This is a genomic window from Archangium primigenium (assembly GCF_016904885.1).
GTDB lineage: Bacteria > Myxococcota > Myxococcia > Myxococcales > Myxococcaceae > Cystobacter > Cystobacter primigenius.
In genome coordinates, this window is the sequence record NZ_JADWYI010000001.1 from 5,027,512 (window position 1) to 5,042,663 (window position 15,152).

Here is a 15,152-nt window from a genome sequence, read left to right on the forward strand (position 1 = left end):
CCGCCCCGGCGCGCGCTAGAGCGGGCTCCCAGCGAGACGACGGGGGAAGTCATGGCACTGTGGGGTGGCATCGAAGCGGGTGGGACGAAGTTCGTGTGCGCGGTGGGCAGCGGCCCGGAGGACGTCCGCGCCACGGCGCGCATCGCCACCACCACGCCCGAGGCCACGGTGGGCGAGGCCCTGGCCTTCTTCCAGGCCCAGCAGCGCGCGCTCGGGCCGCTCACCGCCCTGGGCATCGCGTCCTTCGGGCCCGTGGAGCTCCACCCGGAGTCGCCCCGCCATGGCTTCATCACCTCCACGGCCAAGCCGGGCTGGCGCGACACGGACGTGGTGGGCCCGTTCCGGCGCGCGCTCGGGGTGCCCGTGGGCTTCGACACGGACGTGAACGGCGCCGCGCTCGCCGAGCACCGCTGGGGCGCCGCCCAGGGGCTCGACACCTTCGTCTACCTCACGGTGGGCACGGGCATCGGCGGCGGGGCGCTCGTCAACGGCCGGATGCTGCACGGCCTGCTCCACCCGGAGATGGGGCACTTCCGCCTGCCGCGCGACCCCCAGGCGGACCCCTTTCCGGGCGCTTGCCCCTTTCACGGCGACTGCCTCGAGGGGCTCGCCTCGGGGCCGGCCATGGAGAAGCGCTGGGGGCGGCCCGCCGGGGAGCTGCCCGCGGAGCATCCCGCGTGGGCGCTCCAGGCGAACTACCTGGCGCTCGCCCTGAGCAGCTACATCTGCACCCTGTCCCCCCAGCGCATCATCCTGGGGGGCGGGGTGATGGCCCAGCGGCACCTCTTCCCGCTCGTGCACGCGGGGGTGCGCCGGGTCCTCAACGACTACATCCAGGCGCCCGCGCTCACCGAGCGCATCGCCGAGTACATCGTGCCGCCCGCGCTGGGAGACCGCGCGGGCGTGCTCGGGGCGCTGGCCCTGGCGCGGGCCGCCGCCTGAGCCGGGCGCCTACTTCCAGCCCGGCAGCTCGTCGCGCGTGAGCACGTTGTCGGCGCCGTAGACGGCCTTGAGCTCCGCGGCCGAGTTGCGGTCGTAGACGAGCTCGGACCAGCCCATGAAGAAGACCCAGCGCGGCTGGTTGCGCAGCTCGCTGGCGCCAGGCAGCCGGTCGCACTCGCCAATGGCGATGGGCTTGTTGCCCGCCACCGCGAGCATGGCGTCGTACTTGGCCTTGGTGAAGCCATCACCGTTGTAGAAGTCGAGCGCGGCGATGTCCCAGTACGCGTCCCCCGGGTTGTAGTCGTTGAAGTTCCAGCTCAGGTCCTGCACGTCCCAGACCCAGATGAGGTTGTCGATGCCCTTGGTCTTGGTCAGGTAGTCGTGCGTCATCTGGTACAGGCGGCGCGTGCCCTGCGCGCCCGTGCGGCCGCCCCACCAGAACACGCCCTGGTTCATCTCGTGGTAGGGCCGGAAGAGCGCCGCCACGCCGTTGTTCTTCAAGTCCTGGAGGTAGGGCACCAGCCTGTCCACCCGCGACTTCCAGACGCGGTTGAGGTTGGAGCCGTCCGTGAGCAGCTCGTTCCACTGGCTGTCACTCAGCTTGCTGACAACGCCGCCCTGCCAGGCGCACGCCTCACCCTGGGTGGGCGGGCAGGAGTGCCACATGAGCTGCACCACGGCGCCCGCGGCGAACTGCTTCTTCGCCTCGTTGATCATCGTCCCGCGGCTGTCGATGTTCTCCTGCTGGAAGAGGAAGTCGCCGCTCCACAGGCCCGGCCAGCGGCCCGTGGTGCCGTTGATGGCGTTGGTCCACTTGGCGGGCTCCCAGTTGGGCTCGCGGTTGTGCTGGCCGGCGATCGTCTTCGTGCCCGAGATGCCCTGGATGTAGTTGAGCACCCGCTGCTTGGGCGTGGTGCCCGAGGGCGGAGGCGTCGTGCCGGGCACCAGGAGCGTGAGCGTCTCCCACTCGCGCACGGACACGCCGGTGGCGAGCACGTCGCCGCCACCCGAGTCGATGGCGCTCAGGTACTGGCCGCCGAGCGTCGTCTGCAGGGCGACCTTGTCCCCGGCGGCGATGGTGCCCGTGCCGCCCACCTTGACCAGGCGGAACTCCTCCCAGCCCAGGGCGTGCGGCGCGTTGACGTAGACGGCGCCGCCGCCGCCCTTGTCGGCCGAGACCCACTGCCCGCCGAGCCCCCGCAGCGTCACCACGTCGCCGCTCTGCAGCGTGCCGCCGTTGAGGTCCGTGAGGGTGAAGGTCTCCCACTCCTTGGCCCAGGTGCTGTAGGCCTGGAGCGCGGCGCCACCGCCCTTGTCGGCGACGAGGTAGTGGCCCGAGTACGCGCGCAGGTTCACCGTGAGCTGGCTCGGGGCGAGCGCCGCCGTGTCCTGGGCCGTATCAGGCGGGGGGGCGGGGGAGGGCTCACCGCCGGTGCATCCGACGGTGGCCGTGACGAGCAGCGCGGCGAGCGCGCCGCGCCGGGGGAAGGTCGTGGGCTTCATGGGTGGGGTTCTCGGGAGCGGACCGGAGGGGACTACTGCGCCACGAGCTCGAACTGATCGAACGCGGCCCAGTTCTGCGCCTGGGCATCGCTGTAGACACCCACCTCGATGGCGCCGCTGGTCACCGGGATGTTGCTGATGGTGTACTTCGTCCAGGCGGACACGGCGCCCGAGCCGATCTCGGCCGTGACCTCGGCGCCGCCGTGGTTCTTCGCGTACAGGCGCAGCGCATTCTGGCCGCCGCTCGAGCGCGCCCAGACGCTGGCGCGGTAGGTGCCGTTGGCGAGGCTCTTGGACTGGCCGCTCACCTGCTGGTAGGCGGCGGAGGCGTAGTGGGTGAGCTTGGAGGCGCCCGTGTACGGGAAGTCCGTGTCCACCTTGTGCGCGAGCACGCTGTTGTGCCACTCGGAGTTCCAGCTGGTGAGCCCGCTCTCGAAGCCCTCGTTGGCCAGCAGGTTCTGGCCCGTGGGGGGCTGCGTGGTGCCGCCCTGCGCCTTCTGCGCGATGGCGGTCAGCAGCGAGGCGCTGCCCTTGGCGTCATCGGAGATGTCCCAGATCATCACGCCGCCGGCGCGCTGCAGGGCGAGCGTCGTCTTGGACTGGATGGTGGCGATGCCGTTGTAATAGACGTCGCCGACGTTGTCCTTGTACGGGGCCTGGGAGTCACGGGCGACCAGCGCGGCGTAGCCCACGTAGGACGAAGGCGAGCGGCCGTAGAACGGCACGCCGAGCACGGCCTTGTCCTTGGGCAGCCCGCGGCCGAGCCAGTAGTCCAGCGACTGCACCGCGTAGGTGTACGTGGAGTGGGGCTGGCCGCCGTCGTAGGCCATGATGTTGAGGAAGTCGATGTCCGCGAAGGTGGCGGTGGGCACGCCGCCACCCGTGTAGCTATTGGCGACGACCGCGGCGGTGAGCAGCTTGCCGCGCGAGTGCATGGCGGTGCCCAGCTGCTTCATCAGCGTGGCGTAGTTCTGCGCCGAGGTGCCCGGGTCCGGGTACTCCCAGTCGATGTCCACGCCGTCCAGGCCCGCCTGGGTGACGTAGTTGACCAGGTTGTTGACGAAGGTGTTGCGCGCGGTGGCGTTGGCGGCGAGCTGCTCGAAGGCCGAGTCATCGCCGTTGTTCCACCCGCCCACGGCGATGAGCACCTTGACGCCCTTGGCGTGCGCCGCGGTGACGAGCGACTTGAGCCGGCTGTCCCCGCTGCCCGGGCCCGTCAGGCCACCCTGGGCCGTGGGCACCACGAAGGAGTAGTTGACGTGGGTGAGCTTGTCGAACTGGATGTCCGCCACGTTGCCATTCCACGTGGGGAAGTAGCCAACCACGCGCGTGGCGAGCGCCGCCTGCCCCTGCGCGCCCAACGTCTCCTCCGCGCTGGCCTCCGGCTGTCCGGAGCACCCGAGCAGCGACGAGAGGAAGGCGAAGCCAACGGTGATCGTGCGGACGGGCAGGGACGGAAGGCGCAAGGACGTTCTCCGGATTCAGGGATGGGGGCTTCTACTGTTTTCCCTTGAATGGAGGCAATCCGGATTTTTCTCGGGTCAGTCTGTTTTGAATCTTTCGCACATGAAACGATTCAGCCTCCAGGCAAGGCATTGGAGCCGCCAATGCCTGTCAGGACAGACCGTCACGGCGGGGGAGGCGTGGGGGCGGGCGCCTCGGAGGGCGGCCTGGCGCTTCGCCGCGCGCCGAACAGGCCCATGACGACCACGTAGAAGACGGGCACGAAGAGGACCGCGAGCACCGTGGCGCTGATCATCCCGCCGAGCACGCCGGTGCCGATGGCCTGCTGGCTCGCGGCGCCCGCGCCCCGCGCGATGGCGAGCGGCACCACGCCCAGCGTGAAGGCCAGCGACGTCATGAGGATGGGCCGGAAGCGCAGCTGCGCGGCCTCCAGCGCCGCGTCCATCAGCGAGCGGCCCTGGGCCCGTAGATCCTTGGCGAACTCGATGATGAGGATGGCGTTCTTGGCCGACAGCCCGATGATCGTGATGAAGCCCACCTTGAAGTAGACGTCGTTGCTCATGCCGCGCAGCAGCACCGCCAGCACCGCGCCGAGCACGCCCAGCGGCACCACCAGCATCACCGAGATCGGGATGGACCAGCTCTCGTAGAGCGCCGCCAGGCACAGGAAGACGAACAGGAGCGACAGGGCGATGAGGATGGGCTCCTGCGCGCCCGACTGGAGTTCCTGCAGCGACTGGCCGGTCCAGTCGAAGCCAAAGCCCCGGGGCAGCTCGCCCGCCAGGCGCTCCATCTCCCGCAGGGCGTCACCGCTGGAGTAGCCCGGGGCCGCGTTGCCGCCGAGCCGCACCGAGGGATAGCCGTTGTAGCCGATGACCTGGGCCGGCGCGATGCGCCAGTTCACGCTCGCGAAGGCCGACAGCGGCGTCTGGGCCCCACTGGCACCGCGCACCGTGAGCGTCAGCAGGTCCTCGACGCGCGTGCGCCGCGCGCCCTCCGCCTGGACGATCACCCGCTGCATCCGCCCGGTGTTGGGGAAGTCGTTCACGTACGTCGAGCCCAGGTACGTGTTGAGCGTCTCGTTGATGTCCGCGAAGGTGATGCCCAGCGCGCTGGCCTTCTCGCGATCGATCCGCAGCTCCGCCTGGGCCGCGTTGGTCAGGCCCTCGAAGCGCACGTCCACGAGCACGGGGCTCTTCGCCGCGGCCGCCAGCAGCTGCTCCCGGGCCGAGGCGAGGGCCTCCTGTCCCAGCCCGCCCCGGTCCTCCAGGCGGAAGGCGAAGCCGCCCGTGTTGCCCAGGCCCTCGATGGGCGGCGGGGGCACGGCGAAGACGATGGCGTCGCGCAGCCCCCAGAGCGCCCCGTTGGCCCGCTGGGCGACCGCCGCCGCGGTGTCCTCCACCGCCCGCTCGGCCCAGGCCTTCAACGTCACGAAGGCCAGCGCCGCGTTCTGCCCCTGGCCGGAGAAGCTGAAGCCCTGGATGGAGAGGATGCGATCCACCGCCGGATCCTCCAGGAAGTTCTTCTCCACCTGGACGATCACGTCGAGCATGCGCGGGCTCGTGGCTTCCGGCGGCCCCTGCATGCCCACGATGAGGAAGCCCTGATCCTCGTCCGGGATGAAGGCCGAGGGCAGCCGGACGAACAGCCCGCCGAGCACCGCGAGCAGCACGACGTACAGCAGCATGAACCGGCCCGAGCGGCGCAGGCTCCGGCCCACCAGGCCGTGGTAGCCCCGCGCGGTGCGCTCGAAGCCGCGGTTGAACCACCCGAAGAAGCCCCGGCTCGCGTGCGCGTGGCCCGGGACGATCGGCTTGAGGAAGGTGGCGCACAAGGCCGGCGTCAACGACAGGGCGAGCAGCGCCGAGAACAGGATGGCCGCCACCATGGTCAGGGAGAACTGCTTGTAGATGATGCCCACCGAGCCCGGGAAGAAGGCCATGGGCACGAACACCGAGCTGAGCACGAGCGTGATGCCGATGACCGCGCCGGTGATCTGCTGCATGGCCTTCTGGGTGGCCTCGCGGGGGGGCAGGCCCTCCTCGCTCATGATGCGCTCGACGTTCTCGATCACCACGATGGCGTCGTCCACGAGGATGCCGATGGCCAGCACCATGGCGAACATGGTGAGCACGTTGATGGACAGGCCCGAGGCCCACATCACCGCGCACGTGCCCAACAGGGCGATGGGGACGATGAGCGTGGGGATGAGCGTGTAGCGGATGTTCTGCAGGAACAGCAGCATCACCAGGAAGACGAGTACCACCGCCTCGCCGAGCGTGTAGAGCACCTTGCGGATGGACACCTCCACGAAGGGGGCCGTGTCGAAGGGAATCTCGTACTCCACGCCCGCGGGGAAGAAGCGCGACAGCTCCTTCATCTTCGCGTGCACCTCGCGCGAGGTGGTGAGCGCGTTGCCCGTGGGCGACAACTGCACGCCGATGGCCGCGCTCGGCTGGCTGTTGAGCCGCGAGGAAATGGCGTACCCCTGGCCCCCCACCTCCACGCGCGCCACGTCCCGCAGGCGCACCGAGGAGCCATCCGCGTTGGCGCGCAGCACGATGGCGCCGAACTCGTCCGTGGACGTGAGCTGGCCCTTCACCAGGATGCTCGCCGCCACCTGCTGCGTGGCGGGGCCGGGCTGGTCACCCAGCGCGCCCGCGGCCACCTGGGCGTTCTGCCCCCGGATGGCGTTGGTGACGTCCTGGGTGGACAGGCCCAGCCCGAGCAGCTTGTTCGGGTCCAGCCAGATGCGCATGGCCCGCTCCGCGGAGAAGAGCTGCGCCCGGCCCACGCCGTCGATGCGGCGCAATTCGTTGAGCACGTTGCGCGAGGCGTAGTCCCCGAGCCCCCGCTCATCCACGGAGCCATCCGGCGAGCGCAGGGACACCATCAGCAGAAAGCCGCTGCCCGCCTCGTCCAGCTGGATGCCCTGCTGCGCCACGGCCCGCGGCAGCCGGGGCTCCACGCGCTTGACGCGGTTCTGCAGGTCCACCGCGGCGAGCGCGGGATCCGTCCCGGGCGCGAACGTCGCCGTGATGGAGATGGCGCCCGTCGACTCACTCGTCGACTCGAAGTACAGCAGCGAGCGCGTGCCGTTGAGCTCCTCCTCGATGATGCGCGTGACGCTCTGGTAGGTGTCCTCCGGGGTGGCGCCCGGGTAGTAGGTGGACAGGGTGATCTGCGGCGGCGCCACGCTCGGGTACTGCGAGACGGGCAGGTTCGGGATGGCGAACAGCCCCGCTACCATGATGAACAGCGCGATCACCCACGCGAAGATGGGCCTGTCGATGAAGAAACGCGGCATGGCGGGGCTCTAGCGATCCTGGGCCGGGAGGGTGGGGTTCCGGGCGGGGGGCGTCCACGCCACCGGCGTCACCGGGGCGCCCGGCGCGATCTTCTGGAAGCCCTCGACGATGATCCGCTCCCCGGGCTTCACCCCGTCCAGGAGCACGACCTGCTCCTGGGCGGTGCGCCCGAGGCGGACCGGCCGACGCTCGGTGGTGCCGTCCGGACGGACCACGAGGACATGGGCCTGATCCGCGGTGTCGCGCTGGATGGCCTGCTGGGGCACGAGCAGCGCGCCGTCCTGGATGCCCTGCTCGATCGAGCCCCGGACGTACATGCCCGGCAACAGCTCCTGATCCGGGTTGGGGAACTCGCCCCGCAGCGTCACCTGGCCGCTGCTCGGATCCACGCTCACGTCGGAGAACAGCAGCTTGCCGGGCTGGGCGTAGAGGGTGCCGTCATCGAGCAGCAGCCGGATGTCGGCCGGCGCCTCGCCGACCCCGGTGATCCGCCCCGCCTTGAGCGCCTGCCGCAGCCGGGCGAGATCCGCCACCGGCTGGGTGAAGTCCGCGTAGATGGGATCGAGCTGCTGGATGACCGCGAGCGCCGTGGGCCCCCCCACGTTCACCAGCGCGCCCTCCGTCACCAGGGCCCGTCCGATCCGGCCTCCGATGGGCGCGCGGATGGTGGTGTAGTCCAGGTTGATCTCCGCGCGGCGCACCGCCGCCCGGGCCGCCGCCACGTCCGCGGTGGCGCGCAGCCGCGCCGCGCGGAGGGCGTCGAACTGCTCCTGGGTGATGACCCCGTTGCCGATCAGGTTCTCGCCGCGCTCGGCCTGCTGGCGCGCCTCCTCGGCGCTCGCCTCGGCCTTGGCCAGCACCGCCCGGGCGCTGTCCCGCTCCACCTCGAACAGGGCCGAGTCCAGCTTGAACAGCACGTCCCCGGCCTTCACCGTGCCGCCCTGCTCGAACGCCCGCCGGACGATGATCCCCGACACGCGCGGGTGCACCTCGGCGATCCGGGTGGGCGCGATGCGGCCGGGCAGCTCCTCGCGCACGGGCACCCGCGTGGGCTGTACCGTGACGACGCCCACCTCCGTGGGGGGAGGCGCGGAGGCGGGCGCGGCAGCCTCCTTCTTGCCGCAGGCCAGCAGCCCCAGCAGGACCACGAGGGCGAACGACGGGACGGGCTTCAGGGTGCGGTGGGGAGGCATGAGGCGATCAGTGAGGCCCGGCGGCGGGCTGCTTGGGGGGCCGATGAGCTAACGGGCCGCCGGAGCCGGGTCAAGGTCCACCGTACCGGACGTCCCGCCGCCCCCCGCCTGACACCGGGTGGGGCAGGGGCGTCGTGTCTCAGGCCCGCAACGACGACGGGCGGGCCCCTGGGAAGGGACCCGCCCGTCAGGACGGCTTCACCTCGGGGCTCGCGCTAGGCGCGCACCTCGGGGGTGGACTCGGTGGAGGCCGCCTCGGTGGGCTGGGGCACCGTGCCCTCCTTGAAGGGCGAGGTCTCCAGCGCCGCGGCGAGGACTTCGTCCATGCGCGTGGCGAAGATGAACTCGATCTCCTTGCGGGCCTGCTCCGGCACGTCCTGCAGGTCCTTGCGGCAGCGCTCCGGCAGGATGACGCGCTTGATGCCGGCGCGGTGCGCGGCGAGCACCTTCTCCTTGATGCCGCCCACCGGCAGCACCAGGCCACGCAGCGTGGCCTCGCCCGTCATCGCCGTGTCGCCGCGCACCCGGATGCCCGTGAGCAGGCTGGTGAGCGCGGTGAGGATGGTGACGCCGGCCGAGGGGCCGTCCTTGGGAATGGAGCCCGCGGGGAAGTGCAGGTGCAGGTCCGTCTTCTCCAGGAAGTTGGCGTTGATGCCCAGGGACTCGGACTTGCTGCGCAGGTAGCTCAGGGCCGCCGTGGCGCTCTCCTTCATCACGTCACCGAGCTGGCCGGTGAGCGTCATGCCGCCCTTGCCCGCCATCTTGGTGGCCTCGATGAAGAGCAGGTCACCGCCGGCCGCGGTCCACGCGAGGCCCGTGGCCACGCCCGGCACCTCGGTGCGCTCGGCGACTTCCGAGTAGAACATCTCGGCGCCCAGGATCTCCTTGACCCGGTTGCCATCCACGTCCTGCTTCTCGGTCTTGCCGCCCGCCACTTCCACCGCGACGGCGCGGCAGAGGTCGGCGATCCGCCGCTCGAGGTTACGCACACCGGCCTCACGCGTGTAGGCCGTGGTGAGCACCAGCAGGGCCTCGTCGGTGATGGTGATGTGGTCCGGCGACAGGCCGTGCTCCTTGAGCTGCTTGGGCACGAGGTGGATGCGCGCGATGCTCTGCTTCTCCTCGAAGGTGTAGCCCGTCAGCTCGATGATCTCCATGCGGTCGCGGAGCGGCCCGGGGATGGGGTCGAGCTGGTTGGCCGTGGCGATGAACATGACCTTGGACAGGTCGAACGCCACGTCGAGGTAGTGGTCGCTGAACGTGCTGTTCTGCTCGGGGTCGAGGACCTCGAGGAGCGCCGCGCTGGGGTCGCCGCGGAAGTCCGCGCCGAGCTTGTCGATTTCGTCCAGCATCATGACCGGGTTCTTCATGCCGGCCTTCTTCATGCTCTGGATGAAGCGGCCGGGCAGCGCGCCGACGTAGGTGCGCCGGTGGCCGCGGATCTCCGCCTCGTCGCGCACGCCGCCGAGCGACAGGCGCACGAACTTGCGGCCCACGGCCTTGGCGATGCTCTGGCCGAGCGACGTCTTGCCGACGCCCGGAGGACCGACGAGGCACAGGATGGGCCCGCGCATGTCGTTCTTGAGCTTGCGCACGGCCAGGTACTCGAGGATGCGCTTCTTGACCTTCTTGATGCCGTAGTGGTCCTTCTCCAGCGTCTGGCGCGCGTTCTCGATGTCGAGGTTGTCCTCGCTGATCTTCGCCCAGGGCAGGTCGGCGATCCAATCCAGGTAGGTGCGCGCGACGGTGTACTCGCTGGAGGCCGCCGGGATCGTCTTGAGGCGGTTGAGCTCCTTGTTGGCGACCTTCTCCACGTCCGGAGGCAGGCCGGCCTTCTTCAGGCGCTCCTGGAGCTCGTCGAGCTCCTCCTCCTCCTCGCCCATCTCGCCGAGCTCTTCCTTGATGGCCTTGAGCTGCTGGCGCAGGTAGTACTCGCGCTGGGTCTTGGACATCTCGCCCTTGACTGCGGAGTCGATCTTGTTGCTGAGCTTGAGGATCTCGCGCTTGCGGTTGAGCAGCTCGAGCACGAGGCTCATGCGCGCCTTGAGGTCCACCGTCTCCAGCACGGCCTGCTTCTCACCGATGTCCACGTCCACGTTGGCGGCGATCAGGTCCGCCAGGTGGCCGGGGTGGGTGATGGACTCGACGAGCTCGGTGGCCGCCGCGGGCAGCTCGGGCATCAGCTCGATGACCTCGCGCGCCAGCTTCTTGAGGTTGATGCCGAGCGCCTCGACCTCGACGTTCTCGGCGGCGGTGCGATCCTCGACCGCGTCCACGCGGGCCTTGAGGTAGGGGGCCTCCTGCACGAGGTCCAGCACGCGGAAGCGCGCCAGGCCCTGCACCACGAGCGAGTAGTTGTCCTCGCCCATCTTGAGCAGCTTCACGATGCGCGCGACGGTGCCCATCGTGTACAGGTCGGACGCGCCCGGATCCTCCTCCTCGGCGCGGCGCTGGGTGACGACGCCGATGACCTGGTCGTCACGCACCGCGTCCTTGATGAGGGCGATCGTCTTCTGGCGGCCCACCGCGAGCGGCAGCACGCCCCCGGGGAAGAACACGGAGTTGCGCAGCGGGAGGATGGGGAGGACCTGCGGAATGTCCTCCTTGTTGATGATTCCAGGGGGGGCCATCGCGGCGGGCATCGCCGCGGCGGAGGACGGGCCCTTCTTCTTTTCGTCGGACATGGAGAGATGCCTCGATTTCACAACCCGGCCGGATGGGTTCCGGGCCAGTCAAAGATTTCTGTGGTCTAGCTTCTGAGGGGGTCGACCCAACGTAGCAATCAAAACGGACATGGCAAACGAGACCTGTACTTTTCGCCAGGGGCGTCGGCTGTCGGACGGTTAGGGCGTGGGAAAAGCTGCCTGGGGTGGGCGTCGCACGCGCTACGCTCACCGGCCCTTCCCTGGAGACTGCATGGTTCCCTCCTTCCGTACGAGCGCGCTGTTGGCCGCCACTCTGTGCAGCATGGCGTGCAACATGGCGTGCACCACGCCCGTGGATGTTCCCGGCTCCACGCTGCCGGGCCGCTGCCAGGCCGAGGCGCCCCTCATCCCGGCCCAGAAGACGGATCTGCTCTTCGTCATCGACAACTCGGGCTCGATGAGCGAGGAGCAGGCGGCGATCGCGACCGAATTGCCCGCCTTCCTGGAAGCGCTGCGCAAGGACGACGGCGTGGCGCAGGACTTCCGCGTGGGTGTGCTCACCACGTCGGTCTATCTCCAGGCGCGCGTGAACGGCCGCGTGGAGTTCTTCCCCTATAACGATCAAGCGGGGCGGCTGCAGCCCGTCCCCGACGCGCAAGGGCGGCCCACGGCCGAGCGCTTCCTGGAGGGCGGTGATCCGGCGCTGCTCGAGAAGTTCCGCCGGCTGGTGCGCCAGGGCATCAAGGGCAGCGGCCAGGAGACGCCCTTCGAGGCGGTGCGGCTGGCGCTCACGCCGCCCCTGTCCACGCTGCCGGTGGCCGAGGGCGGCACCGAGGGCTTCCTGCGCGATGGGGCCCGGCTGCTCGTGGTGGTGGTGTCCGACGAGGACGACTGCAGCTCCACGGAGCGTCCGCCGCCGGTGGTGCTGGACTCGGACTCCTCGCGCGACCTGTGCACCGAGCAGGCCGACCGCCTCACGCCCGTGCGCAGCTACTTCGACACCTTCCGCGCGCTCGCCGACGGCTCGGGCGGCTCGCGCGAGGTGCTGTGGGCGACGATCGGCCCGGTGGCCCTGGGCGACAAGCGCGCCGAGCTCATCCGGGACGGCAACGTGGTGCGCAACGCCGACTGCCCCACGTCCTACGGGCCCGGCTACCGCCAGCGCGAGATGGCGGCGCTGTTCGACTCGGGGCTGGCCAACCTGGACTCCATCTGCCGCGCCAACTACCGCGAGACCCTGGTGAACATCGCCTCGCTGGCGCGCACCGCGCAGAGCATCGAGGTGGTGAACCTGCCGGACGCCCGGCTCCTCCAGGTCCAGGTGACGCGCGAGGACGGGCAGATCCAGACGTGCAGTGTGGCCGGCGGCGACCTCTCCTACGCCCCCGCCCAGGAGGACCGCGCCGCCCGCCTGTACTTCCAGTCCTCCTGCCCCCGGCGCGCCACGGATCGCCGGCTGGAGGTGAAGGTGCTCTGCGCCAACTGAGCGGCCCGTCCGGCCAACCCCGCGAGGACATTGGAGATCCCCTCGCGGGCCCATTGCCCGTCCGCCCACCAGGCGACATTTCCTGGCGCATGTCAGAACGCTCGGCATACTGAACCTCGTTTCAGGTCTTGTGCGGGGCGGGTGACGTGATGAGTGCGACGGTGGGCAATCTGGCGGTGACGGTGGAGGCGTTGAGGGAGCAGATCCGCCGGTTGCAGGCAGCGCCGAGGACGTACCTGGCGGCGCTGCGCACGGGGGTGGAGGCCTTCGACGCGCTGCTTCCCGGGGGCGGACTGCCGCTGGGGCAGGTGGTGGAGCTGTGGGGGGAGCGGGCCTCGGGGCGCACGAGCCTCGCGCTGCGGGCCGTGGCGGCCGCGCACCGCGAGGGCCGGTTGTGCGCCTACGTGGACGGCTCCGGGGAGCTCTACCCGCCGGCGGCGATGGCGGCCGGGGTGGACGCGTCGCGGCTGCTCATCGTGCGGCCCCGGACGGTGGAGCAGCTCGCGTGGTCCGCGGTGCAGCTCGTGCGCAGCGGGGCGTTCGCGTGCGTGGTGTTGGATCTGACGCGGGCCCCGCCGGGCGCCGTGCGAGGCGAGGCGGGGGTGCGCCTGTCGCCCGCCGAGGGCAAGCGCCTGGTGGACGCGGCGGCCCGGGGCGGCACCTTGTTGTTGCTGCTCACGGCCCCCGAGGCCCCGGCGGATGGCTTGCTGCGCCTGCGCACCGAGCCCCGGGGCGCCCAGGGGCTCTCGGTGGAGGTGGTGCGCAGCCGGCAGGGCGGACTGGGCTCCCAGGCGCTGGTGCCCTGGCGCTCGCTCTACCCGGAGCTGGCCGAGGAGGAGTGCCCCTGGGGCGCGGAGCTCCCGCCGGGCGTGCCCATGACGGTGCCGGAGCTGCCGCGCGAGACGGCGCCGCGCGAGGGGCATCGCGGCATCCTGGGCCAGCGGCCCGGGCGGGACGCGCCCTTGCCGTCCCTGCGGCCGCACCTGGACGCCGGGCCCGCGCTGCACTGAGTCGGGGAAGGAGGGGAGGGGGACATGCGGCTGGGGTATCTGCACTTTCCGCGCTTTCCGGTGCAGCGCAAGGTCATCGAGCTGCCGGAGCTGACCGGCAAGCCCTTCGTGCTGGTGGAGGAGGTGCGCGGCCAGCAGCGGGTGGCGGGCGCGTCCACGAGCGCGTTGAAGGCCGGCGTGCGGCCGGGGACGACGCTCACCGCGGCGTGTGCCCTGGAGCCCGCGCTGCGCCACTTCACCTACCGGCCGGACGAGGAGCGGCGGGCGCTGGTGGCCCTGGGCGAGATGTTGATGGACCTGGCGCCGGGCTTCCAGCTCGCCGAGCCGGACGGGCTGTGGCTCGACGCGGGGGCCGCCCACCTGGTGAAGGGCGAGGAGGGCCTGTGCGCACGGGTGCTGGAGCGCTGCGAGGCGCTGGGCTGGCGGGGCCGCATGGTGGTGGCCTCGGAGCTCTTCACCGCGCGCGCCCTCGCCCGACATGGGACGCGCTCCTCCTATGAGGTGGTGCCGGACGGGGAGTCGGCCCGGGCGCTCGGGCCGCTGCCGCTCGGGGCCTTGGAGGGTCCCGAGCAGGCGGCGTTCGCGGCGCTCGGGTTGAGCACGCTCGGCGAGGTGGCCGCCCTGCCCGTGGGCGCGGTGACGGCCCGCGGAGGCGCCGTCGGCATGCGGGCCCATGGGCGGTGCCGGGGCGCGGACGAGACGCCCTTCCTCGCCGAGGTGCTGGAGGAGGTGCTGGAGGAGCGGCTCACGCTGGAGTGGCCCGCCGAGTCCTTGGAGCCCCTCCAGTTCGCCCTCAAGACGGTGTTGGACCGGCTGTGTGGCCGCCTGTCGGGACGGCGCCGCGCCGCGGTGCGCCTGGGCCTGACGTTGAAGTTGGATCCCTCGGGCCAGGTGCTCGTGCCCCTGACGCTGGCGCGGCCCACCGCGCAGGGGCGGATGTTGTTGGACCTCACACGGCACCGGCTCTCGGACGTGCGCCTGGAGGGCCCGGTGGCGGGGCTGGTGCTCCGGGTGGAGGAGGACTGCGAGGACCGTGGTCAGCAACTGGCCCTGGGGGATGCGCCTCAAGGGGACGCGGACCTGGAGGTGGTGCTCTCCCGGCTGGCCACGGCCCTGGGCGAGGACTCGCTCTTCATGGCCGCGCTCGAGGACTCCCACCGGCCCGAGGCCGGGTACACCCCGCGCGCCTTCCGCCCGCCGCCCGCCCGCCGGGGCCTCGAGGGGGAGGGGCTCGTTCCCCGGGAGGTCGTGAGCCCCGTGCCGGAGGTCCTCCGGGAGCGCCCCGCGCGCCTGCTGGGCCAGCCCCTGCCGCTCGAGGTGCACCTGACGGAGGCCGGGGAGTGGGTGGCCGCGCGCCTGGGCGGCCAGTGGCGCCGGGTGGTGGCGCTCATGGGCCCCGAGCGGCTGAGCGGCGATTGGTGGGAAGCGCGGCCCTACAGCCGGGACTATTACCGCGTGCACTTGGAGGGCGTCGGGCAGGCCTGGGTCTTCCGGGATGGGCGCGACAGCCGCTTCTACCTCCAGGGATTGTTCGACTGAGCGCCGCGCCCGCGCGTTCGTGGACCAGCCTTGCCTGGAGGCGTCGTGGCGGCGCGGCGGGT

9 protein-coding genes are annotated in these 15,152 nt (G+C 71.1%); 4 read left to right on the forward strand and 5 right to left on the reverse strand.

The window, feature by feature from the left end:
- Positions 1–51 precede the first annotated feature (51 nt).
- On the forward strand, positions 52–942 hold the full coding sequence (locus I3V78_RS20825; RefSeq protein WP_204490210.1) for an ROK family protein: 891 nt from the start codon (positions 52–54) through the stop codon (positions 940–942).
- A 9-nt stretch (positions 943–951) separates the two neighbouring features.
- Here the strand turns inward: I3V78_RS20825 and I3V78_RS20830 are convergent, their stop codons facing one another.
- The 5 genes from I3V78_RS20830 to lon form a co-directional block, all read right to left on the reverse strand.
- Positions 952–2,445, reverse strand: a complete 1,494-nt coding sequence (locus I3V78_RS20830) for a glycosyl hydrolase (RefSeq protein WP_204490211.1) — start codon at positions 2,443–2,445, stop codon at positions 952–954.
- A 32-nt stretch (positions 2,446–2,477) separates the two neighbouring features.
- Positions 2,478–3,911, reverse strand: coding sequence for a glycosyl hydrolase family 18 protein (locus tag I3V78_RS20835; RefSeq protein WP_204490212.1), 1,434 nt, complete (start codon positions 3,909–3,911; stop codon positions 2,478–2,480).
- A gap of 161 nt (positions 3,912–4,072) precedes the next feature.
- A complete protein-coding gene (locus I3V78_RS20840) occupies positions 4,073–7,216 on the reverse strand; it encodes an efflux RND transporter permease subunit (protein WP_204490213.1) in 3,144 nt (1,047 codons plus the stop codon).
- A gap of 9 nt (positions 7,217–7,225) precedes the next feature.
- The gene (locus I3V78_RS20845; protein WP_204490214.1) at positions 7,226–8,410 is read right to left on the reverse strand and encodes an efflux RND transporter periplasmic adaptor subunit; all 1,185 of its coding nucleotides are present in this window, start codon (positions 8,408–8,410) and stop codon (positions 7,226–7,228) included.
- Between the two features lie 215 nt (positions 8,411–8,625).
- Positions 8,626–11,094, reverse strand: a complete 2,469-nt coding sequence (lon, locus tag I3V78_RS20850) for an endopeptidase La (protein ID WP_204490215.1) — start codon at positions 11,092–11,094, stop codon at positions 8,626–8,628.
- Between the two features lie 283 nt (positions 11,095–11,377).
- On the opposite strand from lon, the gene I3V78_RS20855 reads away from it, so the two are divergent.
- The 3 genes from I3V78_RS20855 to I3V78_RS20865 all read left to right on the forward strand — a co-directional run bounded on the left by I3V78_RS20855 (position 11,378) and on the right by I3V78_RS20865 (position 15,090).
- Entirely contained in the window at positions 11,378–12,541 is a 1,164-nt protein-coding gene (locus I3V78_RS20855) for a vWA domain-containing protein (protein ID WP_204496727.1), read from the forward strand.
- A gap of 149 nt (positions 12,542–12,690) precedes the next feature.
- Positions 12,691–13,551, forward strand: coding sequence for a P-loop NTPase family protein (locus tag I3V78_RS20860; protein ID WP_204490216.1), 861 nt, complete (start codon positions 12,691–12,693; stop codon positions 13,549–13,551).
- A 24-nt stretch (positions 13,552–13,575) separates the two neighbouring features.
- Complete coding sequence (locus I3V78_RS20865) at positions 13,576–15,090, forward strand: Y-family DNA polymerase (RefSeq protein WP_204490217.1); 1,515 nt, start codon at positions 13,576–13,578, stop codon at positions 15,088–15,090.
- Positions 15,091–15,152 lie beyond the last annotated feature (62 nt).

Coding starts and splice junctions, on each gene's coding strand:
- I3V78_RS20865 (WP_204490217.1), top strand. CDS start 13,576: ATGCGGCTGGGGTATCTGCACTTTCCGCGCTTTCCGGTGCAGCGCAAG.
- I3V78_RS20860 (WP_204490216.1), top strand. CDS start 12,691: ATGAGTGCGACGGTGGGCAATCTGGCGGTGACGGTGGAGGCGTTGAGG.
- I3V78_RS20840 (WP_204490213.1), bottom strand. CDS start 7,216: ATGCCGCGTTTCTTCATCGACAGGCCCATCTTCGCGTGGGTGATCGCG.
- I3V78_RS20855 (WP_204496727.1), top strand. CDS start 11,378: ATGGCGTGCAACATGGCGTGCACCACGCCCGTGGATGTTCCCGGCTCC.
- I3V78_RS20825 (WP_204490210.1), top strand. CDS start 52: ATGGCACTGTGGGGTGGCATCGAAGCGGGTGGGACGAAGTTCGTGTGC.
- I3V78_RS20830 (WP_204490211.1), bottom strand. CDS start 2,445: ATGAAGCCCACGACCTTCCCCCGGCGCGGCGCGCTCGCCGCGCTGCTC.
- I3V78_RS20845 (WP_204490214.1), bottom strand. CDS start 8,410: ATGCCTCCCCACCGCACCCTGAAGCCCGTCCCGTCGTTCGCCCTCGTG.
- lon (WP_204490215.1), bottom strand. CDS start 11,094: ATGTCCGACGAAAAGAAGAAGGGCCCGTCCTCCGCCGCGGCGATGCCC.